This window comes from Ramlibacter monticola (assembly GCF_016722785.1).
Classification (GTDB): Bacteria; Pseudomonadota; Gammaproteobacteria; order Burkholderiales; family Burkholderiaceae_C; genus Ramlibacter; species Ramlibacter monticola.
The window spans coordinates 45,362-70,305 of the sequence record NZ_JAEQNE010000003.1 but is presented as its reverse complement, the minus strand read 5'-3'; the positions used below and the strand labels follow the sequence as shown (position 1 = coordinate 70,305).

Genomic DNA, 24,944 nt, shown 5'->3' with positions numbered 1-24,944 from the left:
AGCTCCCGCGCAGCAACGACGACCTGGTCTTCCACTGAGCGAGGAGCCGCACCCATGGATTCCCCCAGCAGCGCCGTCGGCCTCAACGCCGGCTTCTATGGCGAGAGCCTTGGCATCCGCCTGTCCCGCCTCGCCCTCCGGTCCTCGCAGAAGCTGTGGCCGGGGCTCGCAGTGCGCGCCGCCGTGCGCCTGTTCACGACGCCCGTTCCGCCCAAGTGGCTGCAGCGTCCACCCTGGCCCGCCGCCTGGCGCGTGGAACGGTGGCCCTTCGAACGCGCCGGCCTCACGCTCTACGCGCCGGCCGATGCGCCACCTGATGCGCCGGTGGCGCTGCTGGTGCACGGCTGGGGCGGGCACGCGCGCCAGCTGCTGCCGCTGGGGGAAGCCCTCGCGCAGCAGGGCTGGCGGCCCGTGCTGCTGGAGCTTCCGGCGCACGGCCGCAGCGCCGGCAGCACCAGCAGCCTGCCCCAGTTCGCCCGCGCCATCGAGTACGTGGCGCAGCGGCTGCAGGCGCAGGGACAGGCCGTGCGCCTGCTGGCCGGCCACTCGCTCGGCGCCAACGCGGCCGCGCATGCCGCCAGCGGCGGACTGCCGCTGGAGCGGCTGCTGCTGCTGGCGCCGCCCGCCTCGCCGCGCGCCTACACGCGCTACTTCGCCCAGGTCTTCGGCCTGCACGAGGGCACGCGTGCCGCCTTGCAGGAACGCATCGAGCAGCGCGAAGGCAAGCTGATGCGCCAGTTCGAGCCGCAGGCCGTGGGGCCGCGCGTCGCGGCGGCGACACTGGTCGTGCACGATCGCGGCGACCGCGTCAACGGCTTCGCCGACGGCGAGGCCTTCGCCCGCGCGATCCCCGGCGCCCGCCTGCTGGCCACCGACGGCCTGGGCCATCGGAAGTTGCTACGCGACCCCCACGTGCTCGAGGCACTGGTGCGGTTTGCAGGACCTTGACGCCCGCGCCTCCGCGCCTTGCACGGCCCGCTCAATGCTCCTAGCATCGACCGGTTTGCCATGAAGGAAGGAGAACGACGAATGGCCTTGTTCCACTGGACGGAGAAGCCCGCAGCCGTGCTGCACCAGGGCGGGGTGATCGCCCCCGACGAACGCCTGCCCTGGCCGCAGACCGCGGCGATGGGCGTGCAGCACGTGATCGCGATGTTCGGGGCCACGGTGCTGGCCCCGATCCTCATGGGCTTCGATCCGAACATCGCCATCCTCATGAGCGGAGTCGGCACGCTGCTGTTCTTCCTGGTCACCGGCGGCCGCGTGCCCAGCTACCTCGGTTCCAGCTTCGCCTTCATCGGCGTGGTGATCGCGGCCAGCGCCTATGCCGGCAAGGGCCCGAACGGCAACATCGGCGTCGCGCTGGGCGGCATCATCGCCTGCGGCGTCGTGTACGCCATCATCGGCGCCGTCGTGCACACGGTGGGCACCCACTGGATCGAACGCTTCATGCCCCCGGTGGTGACGGGTGCCGTCGTCGCCGTGATCGGCCTGAACCTGGCCGGCATCCCGGTGAAGAACATGGCCGCCAACAACTTCGAGAGCTGGATGCAGGCCGTGACCTTCGTCTGCGTCGGCCTGGTGGCAGTGCTCACCAAGGGCATGGTGCAGCGGCTGCTGATCCTGGTGGGCCTGGTGATCGCCAGCGTGATCTACGGCATCTTCACGAACGGGATGGGCCTGGGCAAGCCGATCGACTTCAGCGGCATCGCGAACGCGGCCTGGATCGGCGCGCCGGCCTTCTCCGCGCCCGTGTTCAGCGGTCCCGCGATGCTGCTGATCGCGCCCGTGGCCATCATCCTGGTGGCCGAGAACCTGGGTCACATCAAGGCCGTGACCGCCATGACCGGCCGCAACCTCGACCAGTACATGGGCCGCGCCTTCCTCGGCGACGGCGTCGCCACGGTGGTGAGTGGCTTCGCCGGCGGCACGGGGGTGACGACCTATGCCGAGAACATCGGCGTCATGGCCGCCACCAAGATCTATTCGACCGCCGTGTTCCTGTTCGCCGCGCTGATCGCCGTGGTGCTCGGCTTCTCGCCCAAGTTCGGCGCCGTGATCCAGGCGATCCCGCTGCCGGTGATGGGGGGCGTGAGCATCGTGGTGTTCGGCCTCATCGCCGTGGCCGGCGCCAAGATCTGGGTCGACAACCGCGTCGACTTCTCGCAGAACAAGAACCTGATCGTCGCGGCGATCACGCTGGTGCTGGGCACGGGCGACTTCACGCTGAAGTTCGGCGGCTTCGCGCTGGGCGGGATCGGGACCGCGACTTTCGGCGCGATCCTGATCTACGCGCTGCTCAATCGCAATACGTCCACCGGGGTCTCGGTGGCGGACGCGCCCACGGTGGAGACGAGTACCGCGCAGCCGCCCACCGGCCGCTGACGTCGTCCCCCCGCGAAGGCGGGGGAGTTTCGAAGGCGGGGGAGTTATTCCTCCGCCGCGCGCTTCAGCCGCTCGCTCTTCCAGTACACGTCGTCCCCGCCATTCATGCGGTTGAACACCCGCGCCAGCACGAACATCAGATCCGACAGCCGATTGAGGTACTGCCGCGGCGTCTCGCGCAGCGGCCCCTGCGCGCCCAGCGCCACCACCGCGCGCTCCGCCCGCCGGGCCACCGTGCGGCAGACGTGCGCCTGCGCCGCGGCACGGTTGCCCGCCGGCAGGATGAACTCCTCGAGCTTGGGCAACTGCGCGTTGTGATGCGCCAGCGCCGCGTCGAGCGCGGCCACCGCGTCCGCCTGCAGCAGCTCGAATCCCGGGATCGACAGCTCGCCGCCGAGATTGAACAACTGGTGCTGGACGTCGATCAGCAGCTCGCGCGCATCGGCCGGCAGCTGCTCGCACAGCAGCAGGCCGATGTGCGAATTGAGTTCGTCCACGTCGCCCATGGCGTGCACCCGCAGGTGGTCCTTGGACACGCGCGTGTTGTCCCCGAGGCCGGTGGTTCCGTCGTCCCCCGTGCGCGTCGCGATCTGGGTCAGCCGTTTTCCCATTCTTTCTCCTGTGTGCGGCCATTGTGCGCGATGCGCCAAACCGGTCCTACAGGGACTGCCGGCCTGCGCGGCTGGGCCGTTGGCCGCGCCGGCGCGAGCATGGAGGCCAAAGCCACAGGAGCCGCCATGCCCGCCTTCTCCCGCCTCGCCGCCGTGCTGTTCGCCTGCGTCGCTGCCTCTGCCGCCCAGGCCCAGCTGCAGCGCGCCCCCGCCAAGGTGCAGGCGGTCCCCAATCCGAAGCCCTCGGCGGCGGCGCGCGTCGCGCAGACGGCGCCCAACCCGACCGGCCTGATGTCCCGCTTCCCCGCCGGCATCTCCTCCGGCAGCGGCGCCGCGGTTTCCACGGATCCCGTGGCCGCCAGCACCACCCCCATCCCCGCCACCGGCAGCAGCATCGCCAGCACGACGCTGATCCCGACCGAGCTGCCGCCCGCGGAACTTCTCCCCACCACCCCGCTGCCCGGCACCACCATCGTGACGCCGGGCGTGACGACGCCGACGACCCAGGCCGTCGCCACCAACGTGCTCGGCGCCGGCGCGGGCGCCACCGTGCGCGGACCGGGCCAGGCAGTCGGCGGCGCCGGCGGCTTCAGCGCCACCGACCAGGCGCGCTCCTGGTTCTTCGCCGATGCCAACCACGACGGCGACCTCACCCGCGCCGAGTTCATGCGGCTGAGCATCGCCACCATGAGCTTCGAGGAGATGGACCGCAACTACGACGGCGTGGTCTCCCGCTTCGAGTACGAAGACTCGCTGCGCTGAGGGATTCCCTGCGGGCGCGTCCCCGGGGGTGGCCGACTACACTGCGGGCTGCCTTCCGGAGTACCCACATGAACGCACCCGCCGCCCTGACGCACCTGGTCCCCGAGGTCCAGCAGCGCGAAGTCCCGCCCGCCCTGATCGCGGCGCTGAAACAGCGCTTCGGCGAGCGATGCTCCACCGCGCTGGCCGTGCGCGAACAGCACGGCCGCGACGAATCCTCCTTCGAGGTGCCGCCGCCGGCGGCGGTGGTGTTCGCGGAGAGCACGCAGGACGTGACCGACGCGGTGCGCCTGGCCAGCCAGCACGATACGCCGGTGATCCCCTTCGGCGTCGGCTCCTCCCTCGAGGGGCACCTGCTGGCCGTGCAGGGCGGCATCAGCATCGACGTGGCGCGCATGAACAAGGTGCTGGCGGTGAATCCCGAGGACCTCCTCGTCACCGTGCAGCCGGGCGTCACGCGCAAGCAGCTCAACGAGGAGATTCGCGGGACCGGCCTGTTCTTCCCGATCGACCCGGGCGCGGACGCCTCCATCGGCGGCATGGCGGCCACCCGTGCCTCCGGTACCAACGCCGTCCGGTACGGGACCATGCGCGAGAACGTGCTGGCACTGGAGGTGGTGACCGCCTCCGGCGAGATCATCCGAACCGGCACCCGGGCTCGCAAGTCCTCGGCCGGCTACGATCTCACGCGCCTGTTCGTCGGCAGCGAGGGCACGCTGGGCGTGATCACGGAAGTCACGCTGCGGATCTATCCCGTTCCCGAAGCCATCTCCGCCGCGATCTGCTCCTTCCCCAGCATCGAGGCGGCGGTGCGCACGGTGATCCAGACCATCCAGCTCGGCGTGCCGATCGCCCGCGTGGAGCTGATCGACGTGAACACCGTGCGCATGGTCAACACCTACGCGAAGTTGAACCTGCGCGAGGAGCCCCTGCTGCTGATGGAGTTCCACGGATCGCCCGCCGGCGTGCAGGAGCAGGCCGAGGCGGTGCAGGGGATCGCCTCCGAGCACGGCGGCAACTCGTTCGAGTGGGCGACCACGCCGGAGGAGCGCACGCGCCTCTGGACGGCGCGGCACAACGCCTACTTCGCCGCGATCCAGTCGCGTCCGGGCTGCCGCGCGATCTCCACCGATACCTGCGTGCCGATCTCGCGCCTGGCGGACTGCCTGCTGGACTCTGTGGCGGAAGCCGATGCGAGCGGCATCCCCTACTTCCTGGTCGGCCACGTGGGCGACGGCAACTTCCATTTCGGCTACCTGCTCGACCCGAACCAGCCGCAGGAGCGCGTGGTGGCGGAGGATCTGAACCAGAAACTGGTCGCCCGCGCGCTGCGCCTGGGCGGCACCTGCACCGGCGAGCACGGCGTGGGCCTGCACAAGATGGGCTTCCTGGTCGAGGAGGCCGGCGGCGGCGCGGTGGAGGCCATGCGCACCATCAAGCGCGCGCTCGATCCGAAGAACATCATGAATCCGGGGAAGATCTTTTCGGTCTAGGAGGGCCCCCGCGGGCTGTCCAGCAGCAGCGAATCGGCGTATCCTGCCCCGCTTCACACACGGGAGTCGTGCGATGACCGATCCGACAGCGCCGCTGGGGAATGCAGATTCCCCGACGCCGGCCGACGAGCAGGCGATCCGCGAACGGGTGCGGGAGCTGACCGCCCAACTGCTCGCGGGCGGGAAGCTCGATACCGAAGGCCTCAAGGAAGTCGTGCGCGCAATGAGCGGCGGCGCCGGCAAGCCGCCGCTGGACAGCGTACAGGCGCGCGCGGCCTTCGCCGAGACCTTGCGCGGCCTCGACCTGGCGCTGCAGGCCTCGTCGCAAGCAGCGCACGAGGCGCTGACGGAGCTCGTCGCCCGCAGCAGCGACTTCTCCGACAACGACGTGAAGAACGCCTTCGCAGCGCTGCAGCGCCTGCAGGCCGACTTCGTCGCCGCCGCCAACCACGTCGCCGATGCCAGCTCCGGGAACATCCGGCGCGAACTCGGCGAGCTGGCACTGCACGCGCAGCGGGTCGGCGCCGACGCGAGCGTCCGCATCGCGCAGATGATGAGCGAGTTCGCCAACCGGATGAACGAGTCGTACCACACGCGCACGGCCCCCGGCTTCGAGAAGGTGCGCGAATACGGCGCGAACGTGTCGCTGTTCACCAGCGGGCTACTGGCCGGCGTCGCGGACGCGCTGCGCCAGCAGGCGGACTCCCGGAAAGCGAAATAGGCCGGCCCGTGCGCAAGGCGGCCGCGGGCGTGGTGCGGGACCTGCCGCGCCTGCACGAGATCACGGTCGTGCTCATGCGGCACGGCCTCGGCGATCTCCTGCGCCGGCTCGGAATCGGCTCCTTCCTGGAGCGCGCAGGCGCCATGTTGCGCCCGGGTGAGGCCGCCCAGAGCACCCGGCTCGCGCCGCAGAAGCGCCTGCGACAGGCCTTCGAGGAACTCGGCCCCAGCTTCATCAAGCTCGGGCAGATGCTGTCCACGCGGGAGGACCTGCTGCCGCCCGAGTGGACGGAAGAACTGACGCGCCTGCACACCGACGTGGCGCCGGTGCCCTTCGAAGCGCTCCTCGCGGTCGTCGAAGACGCGCTCGGCCAGCCGGCCTCCGAGGTCTTCGTCGACCTCCAGCGCGAACCCATCGGGTCCGCATCGATCGCGCAGGTGCACCGGGCCCGGCTGCACGACGGCCGCGGGGTCGTGCTGAAGGTCCGCCGTCCCGGCATCCAGGCCACGATCGAGGCCGACATGCGCCTGCTCGGGCACCTGGCGCGGGTGATCGAGAACGAAATGCCCGAGGCGCGCCGCTACCACCCGACCCGCGTGGTGGAGGAGTTTCGCCGCTCCCTGATGCGCGAACTCGATCTCGCGAACGAGGGTCGCAACATCGAGCGTTTCGCGCGCAACTTCCGCGACGAGCCCCACGTCCTGATCCCGCAGGTCTTCATGGAGTGGACCAGCAGCGCGATGAACGTGCAGGAGCACATCGACGGCTTCGGCGGCGAGGACCACGCGGCCCTCGCGCGTGCGGGGCTCGATCCGAAGCTGCTGGCGCACCGGGGCGCCGAAGCCGTGCTCAAGATGATCCTGGTGGACGGCTTCTTCCAGGCCGACCCGCACCCGGGCAACGTGATCTACCTGCCCGGCAACCGGCTCGCCATCATCGACCTGGGGATGACGGGCCGGCTGTCGACCACCCGCCGGAACCAGGTCATCGACGTGGTGTCCGGCATCGCGCGCCGCGACCACGAGCCCATTCTCGAGGTGCTGCTCGACTGGGCCGGCGGGGATCCGGTCGACGAGGAGCGGCTCGCCGCCGATGTCGACGAACTCGTGACCGATTTCGCCGACCTGCCGCTGAAGGAGATCCGGGTCGGTGCCCTGCTCGGGCGCGTCACCGGGATCGTGCGCGACCACGGCATCGTGCTGCCGACCGACCTGACGCTGATGTTCAAGGCGCTGATCACCCTCGAAGGATCGGCGCGCAAGTACGACCCGGAGTTCCGGCTGGTGGACCGGCTCAAGCCCTTCGTGGACCGAGCGCTCGCGGAACGCTACTCGCCGGCCGAGGTAGGGCGCCGCGGGAGCGCGGGCCTGGCCCACCTCGTCGCCATGCTCGCCTCCATGCCGCGCGGCTTGACGCGGCTGGTGAAGGATGCGCGCCGCAACGGCCTGCGCATCGATCTCGACCTGAAGCGGCTCGACAACTTCGGCCGCAGGCTCGACAGGACCATCGACCGCATCACGCTCGGCATCATGACCGCCTCGGTCGTGATCGGTTCTTCGATCGTGATGACGGTCACCTCCGGTCCGCAACTGTTCGGGATTCCGATCTTCACGGTGCTGGGAGGGCTCGGCTTCCTGATGGCGTTCGTCAACAGCGTCTGGATCATCGTCTCGATCTGGCGCTCGAGCCGGCACTGAGCCGACGGAAGACGCGCCCGACATCACGAGTCCGGGGAAGACCTTCTCGGCGTGACCGGCAGGTTGCCGCGCGGCAAAAGCTCGCGGATCTTCCATTCCTCGTTGACGTTGGTGAAGGCGATCGCGTCCACGCGGTCGCCGTGCAGCACCAGCCCCTCGCGCGTGTAGTCGTCGCCCCACTGCACCTTGAGGGCGCGGATGTTGGCGGCCATGCGGCGCAGGTCGGCATCGCCCAGCCGCTCCAGCCGCTCCCGCATCGCGCGCGCGATCGGTCCGGTGACGCAGGCCATGACGGCCGCCCGGTCCGCGGCCTGCAGGCCGCGCACGAAGAGCTCCCAGGTCTTCTCGGCGCTGCCATAGCGCGGGTCCGGCAGGCGGGCCAGCGGCTCCAGCTCGCGCAGCCAGTCGTCGCTGCAGGAGGCGGCGTCGCCGCGCGGGAAGGCGCGCACCTTCATGCCGAGGAAACGGCTGTGGCCGGACAAGGTGGCGGCATGACGGGCGCGCCAGGCCCGCGCCAGCTCGTTGGACTTCTCGGCGAAGCCGGGAACGTCGGCCCGGCAGCGCTCCAGCCGGGCGGTGAGGTCCAGCACCTCGCGCTGGCGCCGGGTGAGCAGGGCGAAGGGTTCGTCGGCGTTGCGCGTCGCTGCCGGCGGTCCGGCCGGCGACGGTGCCGGCCTGGGCGCGGGTTCAGCCCGGGACGGCGGCGCCGGGAAGTCCGGCACCGCGCAGGGCGTCTGCTGGTAGCTCACCACGCGATCGGCCAGCTGGCAGCGGAAAGTCTCCGCGCGCGCAGGGTGGGTCATCGCTCCGAGGGCCAGCACCACGGCCAGCCCGCCTTCGTACAGCTGCATGTTCATCCGGTCTCCCCGGTCAAGCACACGAGCTCATCCTAGGCAGGGCTTCCGACCTTGATCTGAAGCAAAGCGTAATCGTATACAATATTTCGGATATGCTGCCGTGGGACCCCCCTTCCGAACCCGACCAGGCCCTGGCCGCCCAGGTCCGCGCCACCTCTCTCGGCAAGCTGGTGCGCGACGACGTGCTGGGCATGATCCTGCGCGGCGAGCTGAAGGCCGGCCAGCGCATCAACGAGCCGGATGTCGCCAGCCGGCTGGGCGTGTCGCGCGTCCCGGTGCGCGAGGCGCTGCGCGAGCTGGAGAGCTCCGGGCTGGTGGAGGCGCGCAAGCATTCCGGCGTCTTCGTGCGCAAGCTCGGCGCCGAGGAAGTGCGCGGCTTGTACGAGCTGCGGGCCGTGCTCGACGGCTTCGCCGGGCGCCGCGCCGCGCAGCTGGCCGCGGAGGATCGCGCAGGCCTGGCGGATGCCCTGGACAGCTCCGTTGGTCGGATGGAAGACGCCGCTCACTCCCACAACGTGAGCGCCTACTACAGCGAGAACCTGCGCTTCCACTGGATCATGGTGGAAGCCACGGGCAACGCCGCGATCGCGGAGACCTATCGCAACCTCGTCCAGAAGCTGCATTTGTCGCGCTTAACCAACTTGGCGCACGGCATGGGCATGGCCGCGTCGGTGGCGGACCACCGCGCCATCGCGGCAGCGGTGCGCGCCGGCGATGCCGTCCGGTCCGAGCAGCTGGTGGCCGACCACGTGGAGCGGGCCCACCAGCGCCTGGCTGCCGCGCAAGAGATCCAACAAGGAGACTGAAGTAGTGAAACGCCGTTCCCTCCTCCAAGCCGCGCCCCTGCTCGCGCTGGCGCCTTGGACCGCCGCCCGCGCCCAGGGCTTCCCCGACAAGCCGATCCGCTACATCGTTCCCGTCGCCGCCGGCGGCGGCAGCGACCTGGTCGGCCGCACCGTTTGCGACCGCTGGGCCAAGGCCCTCGCCACGACCTTCATCGTCGACAACCAAAGCGGCGGCGGCGGCGTGGTGGCGGCCCAGCAGACGACGCGCGCCGCGCCCGACGGCTATACGCTGATGCAGGGCTACGTGGCCACCCACGGCACCAGCCCGGCCACGCGCAAGCTGCCTTACGACCCCGTCAAGGACTTCACCCCGATCGGCATGATCGGCGCCACGCCCAACGTGCTGGTGGTCGACGCCAACCTGCCGGTGAAGAACTTCAAGGAGTTCGTGGCCTGGCTGAACGCCAACAAGGGCAAGGTGAGCTACGGCTCCGCCGGTCCGGGCTCGCTGACGCACCTGACCATGGAGCTGCTCAAGCAGCAGCTGAAGGTGCCGATGGTGCACATTCCCTACCGCGGCATCGCGCCGGCCATCACCGACGTGATCGGCGGCCAGACGCAGGCCATGTTCCCGGGCCTCGCGGCGGCGCTCCAGCACATCCGCTCGGGCCGGCTGCGTCCGCTGGCGCTCACCGGCAAGCGGCGCGCCGAGCAGATCAAGGACGTGCCGACCCTGGAGGAACTGGGCCTCAAGAACTTCGACGCCGTGCAGTGGTACGGCGTCGTCGGTCCGGCCGGCATGCCGCACGAGGTGGTGAGCCGGCTCAACATCAGCCTGGCCCAGGTGCTGTCGGCACCGGACCTGCGCGAGAAGCTCGCCGGCGAGGCGGTGGAACCGCAGGCCATGAGCCCCGAAGCGTTCGGCAAGTACATCCAGGCCGACATCGCGCGCTGGACCGCCCTGGTCAAGGCGCAGAACCTCCACATCGAAGGATAAGAAAGAACATGGCCCGCAACACCCAGGTCCCGGCCGACCACAACGCGCCTCCCATCACGAAGATCCTCGCCGAGTACGTTGCCTCGCATCCCTCGCGCGGGTGGAACGACACGGTCGACCACGAAGCGCACCGCACCTTCCTCAACTGGCTCGGTTGCGCCGTGGGCGCGGCGAAGCACGAAGCGGCCGACGCGGCCCTGGCCGCCGTCGCCGAACTGCAGCCCGCGCCGCAGGCGACGGTCGCGGGCCGCAGCGAGAAGGTCGACATGGCGAGCGCCGCGCTGGTCAACGGCATCACCTCGCACACCTTCGACTTCGACGACACGCACCTGAAGACGATCATCCATCCCGCGGGGCCCGTCGCCTCCGCCCTGCTGGCGCTCGCCGAGCACAAGGGCATGAGCGGCCGCGAGGTGACCGACGCGCTGGTGCTGGGCATCGACGTGGCCTGCCGCCTCGGCAACCTGGTCTATCCCGAGCACTACGACCGCGGCTGGCACATCACCGGCACCACCGGCATGCTGGGTGCCGCGGCCGGCTGCGCCCGCCTGCTGAAGCTGGATGCGCAGCAGACGCAGATGGCGCTGGGCATCGCGGCCTCGCAGCCGATCGGCCTGCGCGAGCAGTTCGGCACCATGACCAAGCCCTTCCACCCGGGCGGTGCCGCGCGGGCGGGCCTCACTTCCGCGCTGCTGGCCGCCAAGGGTTTCACCGCGAGCCCGCGCGCGCTGGAAGCGCCCCGCGGCTGGGCGCAGGTGGTGTCCACCAAGACCGCGTGGAACGAAGCGACCGACGAACTGGGCCAGCGCTTCGAGATCTCTTTCAACAGCTACAAGCCCTTCGCCTGCGGCATCGTGATCCATCCGAGCATCGATGCCTGCGTGCAGCTGCGCGAGCAGGGCGTGCGCGCGGAGCAGGTCGAGCGCATCGAGCTGCGCGTGCACTCGCTGGTGCTGGAACTCACGGGCAAGAAGGAACCGGCCGACGGCCTGCAGGGCAAGTTCAGCGTGTACCACGGCTGCGCCGCGGGCCTGATCTTCGGCCGCGCGGGCGAGTCGGAATACGACGACGCGATCGTGAACCGCCCCGACATGGTGGCCCTGCGCCGCAAGGTGGTCGCCACGGTGGACAACAGCATCGACGAGGCCAGCGCCGACGTCACCGCGCACCTCACGGACGGCCGCAAGGTCCACGTGTTCGTGGAACATGCGATCGGCTCGCTGCAGCGCCCGATGACCGACAAGATGCTGGAGGCGAAGTTCGCGCAGCTGTCCGAGCCGGTGATCGGCGCGGCGAAGACGCAGCAGCTGATCGAGGCGTGCTGGGGGCTGGGGCAGGCGCAGGACGTGCGCGCGCTGGCCGCGCTGGCGCGTCCCTGACCGACGCCCCAAAAAGAAACCGCGCCGAAGCGCGGTTTCACCCTTCCCCCCATTCACCCCCCGCTAAGGCGCCCTGAACTCGAAGTTCGTCACGATGGGCCGCTGCGCCCCGGGTCGCGTCACTTCGGCCTGGATGTTGTAGGCGCCGCCGCTCGTCAGCTTGAAGAACTCGCCGTAGCTCACCGCGTTGTTCGCCCTCACCGGCGACAGCGCGCTGGTCTGCACCGACATGCCGTCGGACACGCGCAGCGTCACCTTCGCATCGTTCACCTGTGCACCCGTGCGCTGGTCCGCCAGCGAAATGTTCAGGTGGTAGTAGCCCTTGCCGGAAGGCACGCTCGCCTTCGTCGCGGCGTTCGCGCGCAGCGACTCGGCCGGCATCGCGCCGAAGTAGATGTCGGTGCCCGCAACCATCTTGTGCCGCGGATCGGCCTTGGCGACCTCCGGCGGCGGGGCCACCGGCGGCAGGCCGTAATTGAACATGTAGAGGACGGCGGAGCGCAGTTCCTCGCGCTCCAGCTGCGACACGCCTCCGCGCGAGGGCATGCCCCCGTGGCCGTTCACCGCCGCATCGACCAGCACGTCGAGACCCTTGGCGAGGCGCGGCGTCCACGCCACGCGGTCGCCGATCCTGGGCGCGCCGTCCTTGCCTTCCGCGTGGCAGGCCGCGCAGACCGTGTCGACCACCTGCTTGCCTTCGCGCATGTTCTGCGCGCCCATCGCGGGCGTGCCGAACGCGAAGGCTGAAAGCACCAGGATCGCGGGCACGCCGGCCCGCATGGCGGATGTTGCTGTTGTCGTGGCCATCACTGCTCCTTGTCGCACCAAGGGAAGCCCCCCAGGTAGTGAATCTAGGCAGTGCGTGGCAAAAGAGAAATGACGTGCGTCAACGTTCGTTGCGCGCCCTCCCCCTCCCCTCCTCCCGCAGAGGAGTCAGGAGGGTCAGGCGCGCAGGCGGTCGATCAGCCCGTTGAGCTCGTCGAGCGAACCGAAGGAGATCGAGATCTCACCCATCTCCTCGATGCGGCCGTGCCGCTTCACGCGTTTCTTCACGCGCACTTCCACCTCGGCCGTAAGCAGGTCGGAGAGCTCCTCCTCGACGCGCCGCAGGTCGCGCGACTTCTCCTTCTTCGGCTTGGGCGAGACCAGGCTGAACTCGGCGCCGATCCTCTTGACCAGGCTCTCGGCCTCGCGCACCGACAGCTTGCGCTGCGCGATCTGGTTGGCCGCGGTGATCTGCGCCGCGCGTTCCAGCGCGAGCAGTGCGCGCGCGTGGCCCATGTCGATATCGCCCGCCATCAGCATCGTCTGCACCGGGTCGGCCAGGTTGAGCAGGCGCAGCAGGTTGGACGCGGCGCTGCGCGAACGACCTACGGCCTGGGCCGCCTGTTCGTGCGTGAGGCCGAAGTCCTTGATCAGGCGCTGCAGGCCCTGCGCCTCCTCCAGCGGGTTGAGGTCCTCGCGCTGGATGTTCTCGATCAGCGCCATCGCCGCGGCGGCCTCGTTGGGCACGTCGCGCACCAGCACCGGCACGCTGTCCAGCCCGGCGAGCCGCGCCGCGCGGAAGCGGCGCTCGCCGGCGATGATCTCGTACCTGCCGGTGTTTTCGCCGTCGGTGAGCCGGCGCACGAGGATCGGCTGCATGATGCCCTGCGCCTTGATCGACTCGGCGAGCTCGTACAAGGCGCCCTCGTCCATGCGCGTGCGCGGCTGGTACATGCCGGGCACCATGTCCTCGAGCCGCATCGACATCGGCGTGCCGACGTTGCTGCCGGTCGTGTCGCCGCCGGGAGGCGTCGCGCCCTCTTCCGCCACCTTGGGCCCGAGCAGCGCCTCGAGGCCGCGGCCGAGGCCCTTGGGTTTCTTCGTCACCATCTTCAGTCTTTCATCAGGTCCTGCAGCAGGACGTGTCCTTCGGGCCAGCTCGCCAGCCCCGAGTCCGCGTTGATGTGCCCGCAGTCGCCGTAGTCCATGAACTGCGCGTTCCACGCGTGCGCGAACAGGCGCGCGCGCTCGAAGGCGCAGTAGGGATCGTCGCGGCTGGCGAGCAGCACGCTGGGGAACGGAAGCGCGCGCAGCTCGATGGGCGACCACGAGGGCAGCAGCTCGCGCACCTCGGTGCGCTCGACGTCGCCGGGCGCCACCAGCAGCGCCCCCTTCACGCGATGCGTGTTGCGCGAATGCGCGGCCCAGGCCGCCACCAGGATGCAGCCCAGGCTGTGCGCCACCAGCACCGCGGGTTCGCCGCAGGACAGGACCACGTCCTCCAGCCGCGCGACCCAGTCGCCGCGCAGCGGCCGCAGCCAGTCGTGCTGCTCGACGCGCCGGTAGCCATGGCGCTCTTCCCACAGGGTCTGCCAGTGCCTGGGGCCGCTTCCTTCCCAGCCGGGCAGCACCAGGACGTTGCGCGCCTTCACGTGCTATCTATTCCAGAGCAGATTGTTCAAGCAACATGCGGCACCGCGGGCCTCATGCCGCCGAGGCGCGTGACCATTTCGTGGGCGAAGTCGACGAAGGCGTGGCTGCCGCGCGCGGAGGGATCGAAGGCCACGCCGGGCAGCCCGTAGCTGGGGGCCTCCGCCAGGCGCACGTTGCGCGGGATCACCGTGTCGAACACCTTCTCGCCGAAATGCGCCTTGAGCTGGTCGCTCACCTGCTGCTGCAAGGTGATGCGCGGGTCGAACATCACGCGCAGCAGGCCGATGATCTCCAGGTCCTTGTTCAGGTTGGCGTGCACCTGCTTGATCGTGTTGACCAGGTCGGACAGGCCCTCCAGCGCGAAGTACTCGCACTGCATCGGCACGATCACGCCGTGCGCGGCGCACAGGCCGTTGAGGGTGAGCATCGACAGCGACGGCGGGCAGTCGATCAGCACGAAGTCGTAGTCGCCCGTGACGCTGGCCAGGGCTTCCTTGAGCCGGCGCTCGCGCCGCTCCTGGTTGACCAGTTCCACCTCGGCGCCGGCGAGGTCGCGGTTGGCGCCGAGGACGTCGTAGGCGCAGCCCGCCGCGACGAGGCGCTCGCTGCGCACCTTCGCCTCGGCGATGGAGGCGGACTCCAGCAGCACGTCGTAGACCGAGAGCTCCAGCCGGCGCTTGTCGACACCCGAGCCCATCGTGGCATTGCCCTGCGGGTCCAGGTCCACCATCAGCACGCGCTGGCCCACCTTGGCCAGGCCTGCCGATAGATTCACCGTCGTGGTCGTCTTGCCAACCCCGCCCTTCTGGTTGGCGACGCAAAAGATCTTGGCCATCGTTCTTGTATTCAGCGAGACACCGCCAGCTTCACCCCGAAGCCGATCAGACAGCAACCGGCAAACTTCTCCAGCACGCGCCCGATCGCCGGGTTGGCGCGCATGCGCTCGGCCAAGAAGTGCGTGAGCAGCACCGCACCCAGGCCGTACGCGAAGGTCAGCACCGCGATGGTCGCGGCCATCACGCCGAAGGTCAGCAGGCCCTGGTGACGCGCCGGGTCGACGAACAGCGGGAAGAAGGCCATGTAGAAGACGATGGCCTTGGGATTCAAGAGGGTGATGAAGGCCGCCTGCCGGAAATAGTGGCGCGGCTCGATGTTCAGGATGGGCTTGGCGCCGGGCTTGGCGATGAGCATGCGCAGGCCCAGCCAGGCGAGGTAGGCGGCGCCCGCCCACTGGACAATACCAAAGGCGGCGGGCGAAGCCAGCAGCAGCGCGGCCACGCCAGCGACGGCAGCCCACATGAGCACCTGGTCGCCGACGATGATGCCGAGCGTGGCGCCCAGGCCGCCGGCGATTCCGCCTTTGCTGGTCGAAGTGATCAGCGCGAGGTTTCCCGGGCCGGGGATGGCCAGGAAAACCAGGATCGCGGCGACGAACGCGCCGTAGTCTGCAACGCCGAGCATGGCCCCTCCAGAAGAGCGATGAGTGTAACGTCAGGCCCCGGTGGGACCTGTAGTGCTTTCCTCACGCGGACGCTTGCGCATCCACACGATGCAGCGCTCCGCGGCGAGTTCGGGAACCTGCAACTGTTCCACGTGGAACACTTCCGCCCCAGGCGGGAGCTCCGCGGCTTCGGCATCCGGGCGCTTGCCCTTCATCGCCATCCAGACCCCCTTCTGCGTCAGCGCGTGCTCGGACCACGCGACGAAATCCGGCAGCGAAGCGAAGGCGCGGGAACTGATCACGTCGTACTGGCCGGACAGGTGCTCGACCCGGTCGTGCACGCCGCGAAGGTTGGGCAACTGCAGTTGGGCGGCCGCCTGCTGGATGAAGGCGGCCTTCTTGCCGACCGTGTCCACGCATTCCACCTGGATCTCCGGGCAGCAGACCGCGATCACGACACCCGGCAATCCGGCACCCGAGCCGACATCGAGCAGGCGCACCGGCCTGCCCTGCGTCTGGGCGCGCAGCGGCTGGAGCACGGCCAGACTGTCGAAGAGGTGCTGCACCAGCATTTCGTCCGCGTCGCGCACGGCCGTGAGGTTGTAGACCTTGTTCCACTTGGCCAGCAGGTCGAGGTAGGTGAGGAGCTTGGCTTGTCGGGCCGCGTCCACCTGGAGAGCTAGGGCCTCCACGGCAGAGCGCAGCCGACCTTCCTGTTGCGATGTGCTCATGGTTTGACCCCCTCCCCTTCCCGGGAGAGGGCTGGAGTGAGGCAGGCACCGCGATCGGTCGAGGCGGGGAGCGTGCCCGCCCCGACCCTTCCCCTCAAGGGGGAGGGAGACGGAAAGGGAGTCCTCATGCGGCCGCCTGCCCGGCTTGGTTCGCGGCGTCCACGAAGCCCTTGAATTTGTTCTTCTTCAGGTGAACCAGCAGCAGCGAGATCGCCGCCGGCGTCACGCCCGAGATTCGCGAGGCCAGCCCCAGCGTTTCCGGCCGGTGCTTGCTCAGCTTCTGCCGCACCTCGATGCTCAGCGCGGCCACCTGCATGTAATCCAGGTCGGCCGGCAGCTTGAGGTTCTCGTAGTACGCCGCCCGCTCGACTTCGTCCTTCTGCCGCTCGATGTAGCCGGCGTACTTGGCGCCGATCTCGATCTGCTCCACCACCGGCGCATAGAGCTCGCCCAGTGTTTCACGTGAAACAGCATCGCCGCTCCAACGGCCGCCCTCCATGCCCATCAGCGCTTCGTAGCCCACGTCGGGCCGACGCAGCAAATCCCCCAGGTTGTACTCGTGGTCGATCCCCGTCCCCAGCACGCGCTGCGCCTCGGCGGCCGACAGGATCCGGGGGTTCACCCAGGTCGACTTCAGCCGCTCTGTTTCACGTGAAACAGCATCGCGCTTGCGGCAGAACGCGTCCCATTGGGCATCACCCACCAGGCCCATCCGCCGGCCGTCCTCGGTCAGCCGCAGATCGGCGTTGTCCTCCCGGAGCTGCAGCCGGTACTCCGCCCGGCTGGTGAACATCCGATACGGCTCGGTCACGCCCTTGGTGATGAGATCGTCCACCAGCACGCCGAGGTAGGCCTGGTCACGCGACGGCACCCAGGCGCCCTCGCCCTTGACCTGCAGCGCGGCGTTGATCCCGGCGAACAGGCCTTGCGCTGCCGCCTCCTCATAGCCGGTGGTGCCGTTGATCTGCCCGGCGAAGAAGAGGCCGGCGATGGCGCGAGTCTCGAACGAGGACTTCAGGCCGCGCGGATCGAAGTAGTCGTACTCGATGGCGTAGCCGGGTCGCAGGATGTGCGCGTTCTCCAGGCCCGGCAGCGTGCGCACCAGCCCGAGCTGGATGTCGAACGGCAGGCTGGTCGAGATCCCGTTGGGATAGAACTCGTTGGTCGTCAGGCCCTCCGGCTCCAGGAAGACCTGGTGGCTGTCCTTGTCCTTGAACCGGTTGATCTTGTCCTCGACGCTGGGGCAGTAGCGCGGGCCGACGCCCTCGATCCGCCCGGTGAACATCGGACTGCGGTCGAAGCCGGAACGGATGATCGCGTGGGTGCGCTCGTTGGTGTGGGTGATCCAGCAGGGCACCTGGCGGGGATGCATAGCGGCCCGGCCCATGAAGCTGAACACCGGCACCGGATCCAGGTCGCCCGGCTGCTCCTCGCAACGGCTGAAGTCGATCGACCGACCGTCGATCCGCGGCGGGGTTCCGGTCTTCAGGCGGCCCTGCGGCAGCTTCAGCTCCTTGAGGCGCGCGGACAGCGACACGGCCGGCGGATCCCCTGCCCGGCCGGCAGCGTAGTTCTCCAGCCCGACGTGGATCTTTCCGTCCAGGAAGGTGCCTGCGGTCAGCACCACGGCGCGGCCGCGGAAGCGGATCCCGATCTGCGTCACCGCCCCCACCACGCGATCGCCTTCCACCATCAGGTCGTCGACGGCCTGCTGGAACAGCGTCAGGTTCGGCTGGTTCTCCAGCCGGCCGCGGATCGCCGCCTTGTACAGGACGCGGTCGGCCTGGGCCCGGGTCGCGCGCACGGCCGGGCCCTTGCTCGAGTTGAGGATGCGGAACTGGATGCCCGCCTCGTCGGTGGCGATCGCCATCGCGCCGCCCAGTGCGTCGACTTCCTTGACCAGGTGGCCCTTGCCGATCCCGCCGATCGACGGGTTGCAGCTCATGTGGCCGAGCGTCTCGATGTTGTGGGTGAGCAGCAGGGTCCTGCAGCCCATGCGCGCGGAGGCGAGGGCCGCTTCGGTGCCGGCGTGACCGCCACCGACGACGGTGACGTCGAATTCTTCGGGGTAAAGCATGGGAGGGGCGCCGATCCGGGCGCAGGGGCACGAGGGCCAATGGAGGAAGGGGGAGATTTTACGGGCGGCGGGGAGGCAGCGCCGCGGGCGGGCGAAATGAGCCCGGGACGGCGGGTGCGCATGCCTGGGCTTGTCGGACAAGTAAGTACACGCCCTCATTCGAAGGGCCTGCCGGCAGGCCGTCGGAGCGGAGGTAGTGTGGTGCGGTCGCTCCGGTCGGCGCAGCCCTGCCCGCGCCGGGCGCGCAACCCAGCATGGAGAGCGTGACGATGACTGCAGCACCTGGCGGCAAGCGCCGAATGATCACGGGCCTGTTCGATACCGGCGAACGCGCGGCACGCGCCTACCAGGCGTGCGTGGAACGCGGCTACGAGATCGGCGACGTGAACGCCGTCATGTCCGAAGCCACGCGCCAGCGCTGCTTCGCCGACGACAGCGACATCACCACGCTGCTGGCCCAGAGGAAGGCCGAGGGCGGAGAGCTGGGCGGCCCGACCGGCGGCCGGGTCGAAATCCTGGTCACGGTCGCAGCCGCGGTAACGGCGGCCCTGGTCGTGCCGGCCCTGGGATTCGTCGCCGCCGGCCCGCTCGCCGCCGCGTTGGGAGCCGCAGGCGCCGCCGGCCTGGCGTCCGGGCTGGTCGGCGCGCTGGCCGACTGGGGCATTCCCGAGAAGCGGGTTCGCCAGTACGAATCCGGCATCCGCGAAGGCGGGATCCTGATGATGGTGGAACCCCGCTCGGAAGAGGACGCCCGTGCCATCGAGATGCAGTGGAAGGCGCTCGGCGGGCGCGACGTGTCCGGCGGCTAGCCGCCGGCGGCATCCGCGCTGCCGCGCGAGCCCGCCCGCGACGGCGGGGCGGTCCCGCTGGACCTGCAGCGGTCAGTGCCGTCCTGCCGCGAGCTTCGCCGCCCCCGGAGACCTTCGCCGCCCCCGGAGACCGTCTGGCAACCACTCAGTCCGATGCTTCGCCGCCGGAGTTATGCAGCACGGCATTGCGCCGCGAATAGAGGAAGTAGATCGCCAAGCCCATCGCCAGCCAGATCGCGAAGGCGAGCCAGGTCGTCCGCTTGAGGTTCGCCATCAGGAACAAGCAGAACGCGGCGGAGAGCAGCGGCAGCACCGGCACGCCGGGACAGCGGAAGGCGCGCGGCAGGTCGGGGCGCGTGCGACGCAGCACCGGCACCGCGACGGAGATGAGCGCGAAGGCCGCCAGCGTGCCGATGTTGATCAACTCGGCAAGGACGCTCAAGGGCACGAAACCCGCGATGGCGGCGAACACGAGGCCCACGGTCCAGGTCGCCACATGGGGCGTGGCGTGCCGGGGGTGCACGCTGGACAGCCACGCGGGCAGCAAACCGTCGCGCGACATGGCGAAGACGATGCGTGTCTGGCCGAAGGTCAGCACGAGGATCACCGTGGTGATGCCGAGGATGGCGCCGAGATCGACGAAGCCGGCCACCCAGTTCTGCCCCGCCACCTGAAGGGCCAGCGACACCGGATGGTCCACGCCCGCGAACTGGGCGTACGGCACGATGCCGGTCATGATCGCGGCGACGGTCACGTACAGCACGGTGCAGATCGCCAGCGAACCGATGATGCCGATCGGCAGATCACGGCGCGGATTGCGCACTTCCTCGGCCGCCGAGGTCACCGCGTCGAAGCCGATGAAGGCAAAGAAGACCAGTGCGGCGGCATTGAAGATGCCTGCAGCGCCGAAGGGGGCGAAGGGTTGCCAGTTGGCCGGCTTCACATGCCAGGCGCCAACGCCAATGAAGAGCAGCACCACGGCGGTCTTGATGAACACCAACAGGTTGTTGACGCGCGCCGACTCGCGAACGCCGTACGAAACCAGCCACGTGATGAGCAGCAGGATCACCATGGCCGGCAGGTTCAGGACGGAAGCCACGCCCGGCACCGAGCCCGGCGCAGCGGTCAGCGCTGCCGGCAGGCTCCAGCCGAAGCCGGCCAGCAGCGATTGGGAGTAGGCCGACCAGCCCACCGAGACGGCCGACATGCCGAGCCCGTACTCGAGGATCAGATCCCAGCCGATCATCCAGGCCACGATCTCCCCCAAGGTCGCGTAGCTATAGGTGTAGATCGATCCGGACACCGGTATCGCAGACGCGAACTCCGCGTAGCAAAGTGCAGCGAGCCCGCAAGCCACGGCGGAAATGACGAAGGACAAGGTCAGCGCCGGCCCCGCCGTCAGCGCCCCAGTGCCGGTGAGCACGAAAATGCCGGTGCCGATGATGGCGCCAATGCCCATCAACACGAGGTCCACGGGGCCCAGCACCTTCTTCAGGCCGTCCTCGCGCGCCACGGCGAGCATGGCGTCGATGTTCTTGGTGCGCAAAAGGCTCATCGATGCAGTTCCCCATGAGAGCATGACTGCCCCCGCTCTCTTGAGCCACTCGCGCCTCAAGGCTGGCTGGGTTTGGAGGGAGCCGATCTTGCTGCCTGAACTGCAAGGGGGTCAAGTGACATCCATGCGGGCGCCCGGCCGACGAAGCCCGAAGCCGGTCTCGAAGGGGAAGAAGAACGCCAGCTTGCTCGAGTTCAAGCCCGCCAGGAACACCGGGCTGGAAAAGAACCTCCCCAAGCAAGTCACAATCCAAGGTCGGAAAACGCGTCACCTTGCCGGAAGGCAGCGCGCACCGGAGCGTGATCCTCTCGTCCCACGGAAGCTCCCGATTCCCGACTTGCACTAGATCCTCCGCCGACCATGAAGTGCAGATCCGAGTGCGGCGCCTGCTGCATCGCACCGTCCATCACCAGCCCCCTGCCAGGGATGCCCGAAGGCAAGCCGGCCGGAGTGCGCTGCGTGCAGCTCGACCCGTCCAACCGCTGCCGGCTCTTCGGCCGCCCGGAGCGGCCCGCGTTCTGCGGCGGGCTCCAGCCCTCGGCAGAGATGTGCGGCAGCTCCCGCGAGCACGCCCTGCTCTGGCTGACGCGGCTCGAGCAAGCCACTCGCCCGTGACGGCCGCTACGCGGGAAGGATGACCCCTGCCGCCGGCGCCTGAGTGACGGGCGACAGCACCCGCACGGGCCGCGGGTCGTGCTCGAGCACCATCACTTCCTTGCGCGTCATCCGGACCTGCCCGAACAGGGTCGCGAAAGCCACGTCCTTGGCGTCGCGCCCGGTGCCGATGCGCACCAGGCGGTCCACCGGCGCCATGCCGGTCGGGTCGAACAGCACCCAACGGCCATCGAGCCACGCCTCGAACACCGCATGAAAGTCCTGCGGCGGCTCGTCGAACCAGACGTAGCCCACCACGATGCGCGCCGGGATGTTCAGCGCGCGGCAGAAGGTGATGCCCAGGTGCGCGAAGTCGCGGCAGACGCCGGCGCGCTGCTCGAAGGCCTCGTGGGCCGTGGTGGTGGACTGCGTGCTGCCCGGCTGGTAGCGGATGTGGGCACGGATCCAGTCGACAATCGCCTGCACCCGGCCGATGCCGGGCGGCAGCGCGCCGAACATGCGCCCTACCTCTGCGCACAGCACGTCCGACTCGCAGTAGCGCGTGGCCAGCAGGTAGGGAAAGATCTGGTCGGGCACTTCGCCCACCGGCGTTTCATGCAGGCCCGCGCCCGATTCGGGCGTGTCCACTTCCACCTCCACTTCGGCCTTGTAGTTCACCTTCAGCGGCCCCGGCTGGGCATCGAAGCGGATGTAGCGGTTGCCGCTGGCGCGGTCGACGGAGCTGCGGAGCGCGCTGCCGGCGGAGATGGCGAGGCGCTCGCTCACGATCTTCTGCGTCGGCCAGTGGGCCGCCTCGATGTTGAAGCAGAAGTGCGTGGGCGAAAGGACGTGGTATTCGAGGACCGTTTCGACCGTGGACAGGTGCATGCGGTGGGCCGGGACGAGCTGTGGTCCTTGATGCTAAAGACCGCGGCGCCCGCAATGGATCGGCTGCGGGCGGGGCGTGGTGTAGGACGCAGCGCCCCAGCGGAAGCTTGGCGTTACGATCCGCCGCCGCCTACTTGAAGAGACCCTTCAGCGTTTCGCCGATCTTGTCGCCGGCGGTCGCGCCCGCGGCGGTGCCCGCGCCGGGCACGACCAGGGTCCCCAGGGCCGCGCCCACCAGCGCCGCGCGCGTGACCATCACGCTGGGCTCGTCCACCGTGCCGCCGACCGCCAGCGGCACGCCGATGGTGCCGCCGGTGCTCGCCAGATCCACGTTCACGTGCCCGCTCAGCGCCTTGCTCGGGGCGATGGAGACGTTGCCGCTGGCGCTCAGGACGCCCGAGTTTGCCACCAGGTTGCTCAGGTGCACCGCCTTGCCCTGCGTGGTGACCTGCCCAGCCAGCGTGTCCAGCTGCGTGATTCCCCCGCGGCTGAGGCCCACGGTCTGCACCGCCTTCGCCAGGTCGATGCCCTCCACCACCGCGTCGCGCACGGTGAAGCGGGTATCGGTCGTCATCCGGTCGGCTACGGTGCCGAGCTCGCGGAATTCGGAGCGCAGGCTGGTCTGCGCCTGCAGCTTGCCCGTCAGCACCCGGGTGGGCGCGGTGAGCGCCGAGACTTCCACGTTGTCGGTGTTGAAGTGGCCCTGCAGCACCTGCGCGCCTGACTTGCCCGCCGTGAGCTGCAGCTTGCCGACGATGCGGCCGCCGCCGATGTCCACCTGCAGCGGCCAGTGGTCGGGCTTGCGCTCGATCGCGCCCTGCGTGCCGGCGAAGCGCCCCTGCACGATCTGGAAGGAGGCGCGCTCCAGCAGGCCGTCGCCGCCGAGGTCGGCCTCGGCGTGCAGGGTCAGGCGCTGGCCCTTCTCGTCGATCCAGGTGATGTCGTCCAGCACGGCGCTGCGCGGCATCACCACCACCGAGCCTTCGGCCGGCTCGCTCCGCACCGGCCTGGGCCCCGCCTTGTCCCTCTTCTGCATGGCGGCGCCGAGCGCCGCGATGCCCGCCTGCGGCAGCACGGCCTTGCGCACCACCAGGGTGGCGATCTCCAGCCGCCGGCGCAGCAGCAGCGCGCTCCAGACCGGGCGGGCCTCGATGCGGCCGACGCTCAGCGCCGGTCGGGTTTGCAGCTGCACGTTGTCGGCGGCCACCGCGGGGAGCGGCCACAGGTCGATAGACAGCCGGCCCAGCCGCAGCGGCACGCCCAGCGCGGCGCTGGCCTGCTGCTCCACGCGCTGGCGGAAGTCGTCGGTGCGGAGCCACTGCTGCAGCGCGATGGCGACACCGATCACCAGCAGGGCGAAGGCGGCGCCCAGGATCGCCGCCCATTTCAGGAACTTGCTCATCCGCGAATTGTGGCCATGCCGGCGCCCGGCCCCAAGGCGTGCAGGTGTTCCCCATTCTGGCTAGGATGAAATTCTTCACGAATCGTCATCCCCTCGAGGAAAGGAAGAAACGCGACATGAAGCTCTACTACTCCCCCGGCGCCTGCTCCCTGTCCCCCCACATTGTGCTGCGCGAGGCGGGCCTCGCCTTCGAGCCCGTGCTGGCTTCGACCAAGACGCACAAGCTGCAGGACGGCACCGACTACTACGGCATCAATCCCCTGGGTTACGTCCCGATGCTGGAGCTGGACGACGGCACCCGCCTGCGCGAAGGCCCGGCGATCGTGCAGTACGTGGCCGACCAGGTCCCGAACAAGAACCTCGCGCCGGCCAACGGCACCCTGCCCCGCTACCGCCTGCAGGAGTGGCTGACTTTCATCGGCACCGAGATCCACAAGACCTTCTCGCCGCTGTTCAACCCCGCCACGCCCGAGGACGCCAAGAACCAGTTCCGCGACAAGCTGGCCAGCCGCTTCGAGTTCGTCGACAAGCAGCTCGAAGGCAGGGAATACGTGATGGGCGAGCACTTCAGCGTGGCCGATGCCTACCTGTACGTGGTCACGCGCTGGACCAAGCCGATGAACATCGACATCTCGCGCTTCAAGAACCTCACGGCGCACAACGCGCGCATCGATGCGCGCCCGGCGGTGCAGGAGGCACTGAAGGTCGAGAAGCTGGTGTAACCGAGCCTAGAAGGAGGGGCCGACGCCGATGGGCGCCGGCGTCTTCATCACGATGCGCGTGAACAGGCGGTCGTAGACCGGGTCGTGGCTGCCCGTGACCAGCGGGTCCTGGTGCTGCAGGAAGGCCGCATCCAGCTCCGCCCAGTCCGCGTCCGACAGGGTCTTGATCGCCAGCGGAATGATCTCCGTCTCCTCGGTGCGCATGTGGGACAGGTAGAACTCCACGTACCCGCGCACCGCCTTCTGGAAGGCTTCTCGGCGGCTGTCGCCCAGCAGCTCCCACGCGAGCAGCAGGTGCTGCAGTTCGCGCACGCGCGCCTCCCCCTGCAGGTGGTCGTCCTCCAGCCGGCGGATCACGGGCATCAGTTGCGGAGCCGTGCGCGCGACCTTGGGGAACAGCAGATCCGATTCCTTCGGGTGGTGGTGCCGTTCCGGGAATTCGTCGATGTAGAACAGCATCGCACGCATCACGTCGAAGAAGCGTTCCGGCTCGTCGTCCGGCACGCACTCGATCATCTGCAGCAGCGAACGCAGGACGGCCGAGACGGCAGCGTGCTCGTCGCGGATGATTTGAAGGGCCGGTCGGGACATGGGCGCAAACTCTCCTGCGGTCAGGTTCG

General features: G+C 69.4%; 25 protein-coding genes. 12 read left to right on the top strand and 13 right to left on the bottom strand.

What is annotated here, in order from left to right:
- Window positions 1–54 precede the first annotated feature (54 nt).
- Window positions 55–948, top strand: a complete 894-nt coding sequence (locus JJ685_RS13750; protein ID WP_201674839.1) for an alpha/beta hydrolase — start codon at window positions 55–57, stop codon at window positions 946–948.
- An 81-nt stretch (window positions 949–1,029) separates the two neighbouring features.
- A complete protein-coding gene (locus JJ685_RS13745; protein ID WP_201674838.1) occupies window positions 1,030–2,385 on the top strand; it encodes a solute carrier family 23 protein in 1,356 nt (451 codons plus the stop codon).
- A 44-nt stretch (window positions 2,386–2,429) separates the two neighbouring features.
- Here JJ685_RS13745 and JJ685_RS13740 read toward each other — a convergent pair whose 3' ends face one another.
- Window positions 2,430–2,996 carry a cob(I)yrinic acid a,c-diamide adenosyltransferase gene (locus JJ685_RS13740; RefSeq protein WP_201674837.1) on the bottom strand — a complete coding sequence of 189 codons (567 nt, stop codon included), beginning with the start codon at window positions 2,994–2,996 and terminating at the stop codon, window positions 2,430–2,432.
- Between the two features lie 126 nt (window positions 2,997–3,122).
- Here JJ685_RS13740 and JJ685_RS13735 point away from each other — a divergent pair, with 126 nt between their 5' ends.
- The 4 genes from JJ685_RS13735 to JJ685_RS13720 all read left to right on the top strand — a co-directional run bounded on the left by JJ685_RS13735 (window position 3,123) and on the right by JJ685_RS13720 (window position 7,669).
- On the top strand, window positions 3,123–3,758 hold the full coding sequence (locus JJ685_RS13735; protein WP_201674836.1) for an EF-hand domain-containing protein: 636 nt from the start codon (window positions 3,123–3,125) through the stop codon (window positions 3,756–3,758).
- A 68-nt stretch (window positions 3,759–3,826) separates the two neighbouring features.
- Complete coding sequence (locus tag JJ685_RS13730) at window positions 3,827–5,251, top strand: FAD-binding oxidoreductase (RefSeq protein WP_201674835.1); 1,425 nt, start codon at window positions 3,827–3,829, stop codon at window positions 5,249–5,251.
- 73 nt (window positions 5,252–5,324) lie between these two features.
- Window positions 5,325–5,972, top strand: coding sequence for a DUF6781 family protein (locus JJ685_RS13725; RefSeq protein WP_201674834.1), 648 nt, complete (start codon window positions 5,325–5,327; stop codon window positions 5,970–5,972).
- Window positions 5,973–5,980: 8 nt separating this feature from the next.
- Window positions 5,981–7,669, top strand: a complete 1,689-nt coding sequence (locus JJ685_RS13720) for an ABC1 kinase family protein (RefSeq protein WP_201674833.1) — start codon at window positions 5,981–5,983, stop codon at window positions 7,667–7,669.
- Between the two features lie 23 nt (window positions 7,670–7,692).
- On the opposite strand, the gene JJ685_RS13715 is transcribed toward JJ685_RS13720, so the two are convergent.
- Entirely contained in the window at window positions 7,693–8,526 is an 834-nt protein-coding gene (locus JJ685_RS13715; RefSeq protein WP_201674832.1) for a hypothetical protein, read from the bottom strand.
- A gap of 92 nt (window positions 8,527–8,618) precedes the next feature.
- Here JJ685_RS13715 and JJ685_RS13710 point away from each other — a divergent pair, with 92 nt between their 5' ends.
- The 3 genes from JJ685_RS13710 to JJ685_RS13700 are packed head-to-tail and all read left to right on the top strand — an operon-like array spanning window position 8,619 to window position 11,687.
- Complete coding sequence (locus JJ685_RS13710) at window positions 8,619–9,332, top strand: FCD domain-containing protein (protein WP_201674831.1); 714 nt, start codon at window positions 8,619–8,621, stop codon at window positions 9,330–9,332.
- Between the two features lie 4 nt (window positions 9,333–9,336).
- The gene (locus JJ685_RS13705) at window positions 9,337–10,308 is read left to right on the top strand and encodes a Bug family tripartite tricarboxylate transporter substrate binding protein (RefSeq protein ID WP_201674830.1); all 972 of its coding nucleotides are present in this window, start codon (window positions 9,337–9,339) and stop codon (window positions 10,306–10,308) included.
- Between the two features lie 8 nt (window positions 10,309–10,316).
- Entirely contained in the window at window positions 10,317–11,687 is a 1,371-nt protein-coding gene (locus JJ685_RS13700) for an MmgE/PrpD family protein (RefSeq protein WP_201674829.1), read from the top strand.
- A gap of 63 nt (window positions 11,688–11,750) precedes the next feature.
- On the opposite strand, the gene JJ685_RS13695 is transcribed toward JJ685_RS13700, so the two are convergent.
- The 7 genes from JJ685_RS13695 to mnmG all read right to left on the bottom strand — a co-directional run bounded on the left by JJ685_RS13695 (window position 11,751) and on the right by mnmG (window position 18,354).
- On the bottom strand, window positions 11,751–12,494 hold the full coding sequence (locus JJ685_RS13695; RefSeq protein WP_201674828.1) for a c-type cytochrome: 744 nt from the start codon (window positions 12,492–12,494) through the stop codon (window positions 11,751–11,753).
- Window positions 12,495–12,629: 135 nt separating this feature from the next.
- Entirely contained in the window at window positions 12,630–13,562 is a 933-nt protein-coding gene (locus JJ685_RS13690; RefSeq protein WP_201674827.1) for a ParB/RepB/Spo0J family partition protein, read from the bottom strand.
- A gap of 2 nt (window positions 13,563–13,564) precedes the next feature.
- On the bottom strand, window positions 13,565–14,104 hold the full coding sequence (locus tag JJ685_RS13685) for an RBBP9/YdeN family alpha/beta hydrolase (RefSeq protein ID WP_201674826.1): 540 nt from the start codon (window positions 14,102–14,104) through the stop codon (window positions 13,565–13,567).
- A gap of 26 nt (window positions 14,105–14,130) precedes the next feature.
- Window positions 14,131–14,940 carry a ParA family protein gene (locus JJ685_RS13680; protein WP_201674825.1) on the bottom strand — a complete coding sequence of 270 codons (810 nt, stop codon included), beginning with the start codon at window positions 14,938–14,940 and terminating at the stop codon, window positions 14,131–14,133.
- 11 nt (window positions 14,941–14,951) lie between these two features.
- On the bottom strand, window positions 14,952–15,566 hold the full coding sequence (locus JJ685_RS13675) for a LysE family translocator (RefSeq protein WP_201674824.1): 615 nt from the start codon (window positions 15,564–15,566) through the stop codon (window positions 14,952–14,954).
- 30 nt (window positions 15,567–15,596) lie between these two features.
- Window positions 15,597–16,277, bottom strand: a complete 681-nt coding sequence (rsmG, locus tag JJ685_RS13670) for a 16S rRNA (guanine(527)-N(7))-methyltransferase RsmG (protein WP_201674823.1) — start codon at window positions 16,275–16,277, stop codon at window positions 15,597–15,599.
- Between the two features lie 124 nt (window positions 16,278–16,401).
- On the bottom strand, window positions 16,402–18,354 hold the full coding sequence (gene mnmG / locus JJ685_RS13665; protein WP_201674822.1) for a tRNA uridine-5-carboxymethylaminomethyl(34) synthesis enzyme MnmG: 1,953 nt from the start codon (window positions 18,352–18,354) through the stop codon (window positions 16,402–16,404).
- Window positions 18,355–18,623: 269 nt separating this feature from the next.
- Between mnmG and JJ685_RS13660 the strand changes: the two genes are divergently transcribed.
- Window positions 18,624–19,163, top strand: coding sequence for a hypothetical protein (locus JJ685_RS13660; RefSeq protein ID WP_201674821.1), 540 nt, complete (start codon window positions 18,624–18,626; stop codon window positions 19,161–19,163).
- A 145-nt stretch (window positions 19,164–19,308) separates the two neighbouring features.
- On the opposite strand, the gene JJ685_RS13655 is transcribed toward JJ685_RS13660, so the two are convergent.
- Window positions 19,309–20,718, bottom strand: a complete 1,410-nt coding sequence (locus JJ685_RS13655) for an amino acid permease (RefSeq protein ID WP_201674820.1) — start codon at window positions 20,716–20,718, stop codon at window positions 19,309–19,311.
- Between the two features lie 360 nt (window positions 20,719–21,078).
- Between JJ685_RS13655 and JJ685_RS13650 the strand changes: the two genes are divergently transcribed.
- Window positions 21,079–21,333, top strand: a complete 255-nt coding sequence (locus JJ685_RS13650; RefSeq protein WP_201674819.1) for a YkgJ family cysteine cluster protein — start codon at window positions 21,079–21,081, stop codon at window positions 21,331–21,333.
- A gap of 6 nt (window positions 21,334–21,339) precedes the next feature.
- Here JJ685_RS13650 and JJ685_RS13645 read toward each other — a convergent pair whose 3' ends face one another.
- Together JJ685_RS13645 and JJ685_RS13640 are read right to left on the bottom strand one after the other, a co-directional pair.
- Window positions 21,340–22,200 (bottom strand): transglutaminase-like domain-containing protein, encoded by an 861-nt coding sequence (locus JJ685_RS13645; RefSeq protein WP_201674818.1) that lies wholly within the window; start codon window positions 22,198–22,200, stop codon window positions 21,340–21,342.
- A 130-nt stretch (window positions 22,201–22,330) separates the two neighbouring features.
- Window positions 22,331–23,602, bottom strand: a complete 1,272-nt coding sequence (locus tag JJ685_RS13640) for an AsmA family protein (RefSeq protein WP_201674817.1) — start codon at window positions 23,600–23,602, stop codon at window positions 22,331–22,333.
- A 116-nt stretch (window positions 23,603–23,718) separates the two neighbouring features.
- Between JJ685_RS13640 and gstA the strand changes: the two genes are divergently transcribed.
- Entirely contained in the window at window positions 23,719–24,324 is a 606-nt protein-coding gene (gene gstA / locus JJ685_RS13635; RefSeq protein ID WP_201674816.1) for a glutathione transferase GstA, read from the top strand.
- A 6-nt stretch (window positions 24,325–24,330) separates the two neighbouring features.
- Here gstA and JJ685_RS13630 read toward each other — a convergent pair whose 3' ends face one another.
- Window positions 24,331–24,915 (bottom strand): hemerythrin domain-containing protein, encoded by a 585-nt coding sequence (locus JJ685_RS13630; protein ID WP_201674815.1) that lies wholly within the window; start codon window positions 24,913–24,915, stop codon window positions 24,331–24,333.
- Window positions 24,916–24,944 lie beyond the last annotated feature (29 nt).

What these genes read in the sequence shown, in the direction of transcription:
- JJ685_RS13750 (WP_201674839.1), top strand. Translation starts at nt 55, where the DNA reads ATGGATTCCCCCAGCAGCGCCGTCGGCCTCAACGCCGGCTTCTATGGC.
- JJ685_RS13745 (WP_201674838.1), top strand. Translation starts at nt 1,030, where the DNA reads ATGGCCTTGTTCCACTGGACGGAGAAGCCCGCAGCCGTGCTGCACCAG.
- JJ685_RS13740 (WP_201674837.1), bottom strand. Translation starts at nt 2,996, where the DNA reads ATGGGAAAACGGCTGACCCAGATCGCGACGCGCACGGGGGACGACGGA.
- JJ685_RS13735 (WP_201674836.1), top strand. Translation starts at nt 3,123, where the DNA reads ATGCCCGCCTTCTCCCGCCTCGCCGCCGTGCTGTTCGCCTGCGTCGCT.
- JJ685_RS13730 (WP_201674835.1), top strand. Translation starts at nt 3,827, where the DNA reads ATGAACGCACCCGCCGCCCTGACGCACCTGGTCCCCGAGGTCCAGCAG.
- JJ685_RS13725 (WP_201674834.1), top strand. Translation starts at nt 5,325, where the DNA reads ATGACCGATCCGACAGCGCCGCTGGGGAATGCAGATTCCCCGACGCCG.
- JJ685_RS13715 (WP_201674832.1), bottom strand. Translation starts at nt 8,526, where the DNA reads ATGAACATGCAGCTGTACGAAGGCGGGCTGGCCGTGGTGCTGGCCCTC.
- JJ685_RS13710 (WP_201674831.1), top strand. Translation starts at nt 8,619, where the DNA reads ATGCTGCCGTGGGACCCCCCTTCCGAACCCGACCAGGCCCTGGCCGCC.
- JJ685_RS13700 (WP_201674829.1), top strand. Translation starts at nt 10,317, where the DNA reads ATGGCCCGCAACACCCAGGTCCCGGCCGACCACAACGCGCCTCCCATC.
- JJ685_RS13695 (WP_201674828.1), bottom strand. Translation starts at nt 12,494, where the DNA reads ATGGCCACGACAACAGCAACATCCGCCATGCGGGCCGGCGTGCCCGCG.
- JJ685_RS13690 (WP_201674827.1), bottom strand. Translation starts at nt 13,562, where the DNA reads ATGGTGACGAAGAAACCCAAGGGCCTCGGCCGCGGCCTCGAGGCGCTG.
- JJ685_RS13680 (WP_201674825.1), bottom strand. Translation starts at nt 14,940, where the DNA reads ATGGCCAAGATCTTTTGCGTCGCCAACCAGAAGGGCGGGGTTGGCAAG.
- JJ685_RS13675 (WP_201674824.1), bottom strand. Translation starts at nt 15,566, where the DNA reads ATGCTCGGCGTTGCAGACTACGGCGCGTTCGTCGCCGCGATCCTGGTT.
- rsmG (WP_201674823.1), bottom strand. Translation starts at nt 16,277, where the DNA reads ATGAGCACATCGCAACAGGAAGGTCGGCTGCGCTCTGCCGTGGAGGCC.
- mnmG (WP_201674822.1), bottom strand. Translation starts at nt 18,354, where the DNA reads ATGCTTTACCCCGAAGAATTCGACGTCACCGTCGTCGGTGGCGGTCAC.
- JJ685_RS13660 (WP_201674821.1), top strand. Translation starts at nt 18,624, where the DNA reads ATGACTGCAGCACCTGGCGGCAAGCGCCGAATGATCACGGGCCTGTTC.
- JJ685_RS13655 (WP_201674820.1), bottom strand. Translation starts at nt 20,718, where the DNA reads ATGAGCCTTTTGCGCACCAAGAACATCGACGCCATGCTCGCCGTGGCG.
- JJ685_RS13650 (WP_201674819.1), top strand. Translation starts at nt 21,079, where the DNA reads ATGAAGTGCAGATCCGAGTGCGGCGCCTGCTGCATCGCACCGTCCATC.
- JJ685_RS13645 (WP_201674818.1), bottom strand. Translation starts at nt 22,200, where the DNA reads ATGCACCTGTCCACGGTCGAAACGGTCCTCGAATACCACGTCCTTTCG.
- JJ685_RS13640 (WP_201674817.1), bottom strand. Translation starts at nt 23,602, where the DNA reads ATGAGCAAGTTCCTGAAATGGGCGGCGATCCTGGGCGCCGCCTTCGCC.
- gstA (WP_201674816.1), top strand. Translation starts at nt 23,719, where the DNA reads ATGAAGCTCTACTACTCCCCCGGCGCCTGCTCCCTGTCCCCCCACATT.
- JJ685_RS13630 (WP_201674815.1), bottom strand. Translation starts at nt 24,915, where the DNA reads ATGTCCCGACCGGCCCTTCAAATCATCCGCGACGAGCACGCTGCCGTC.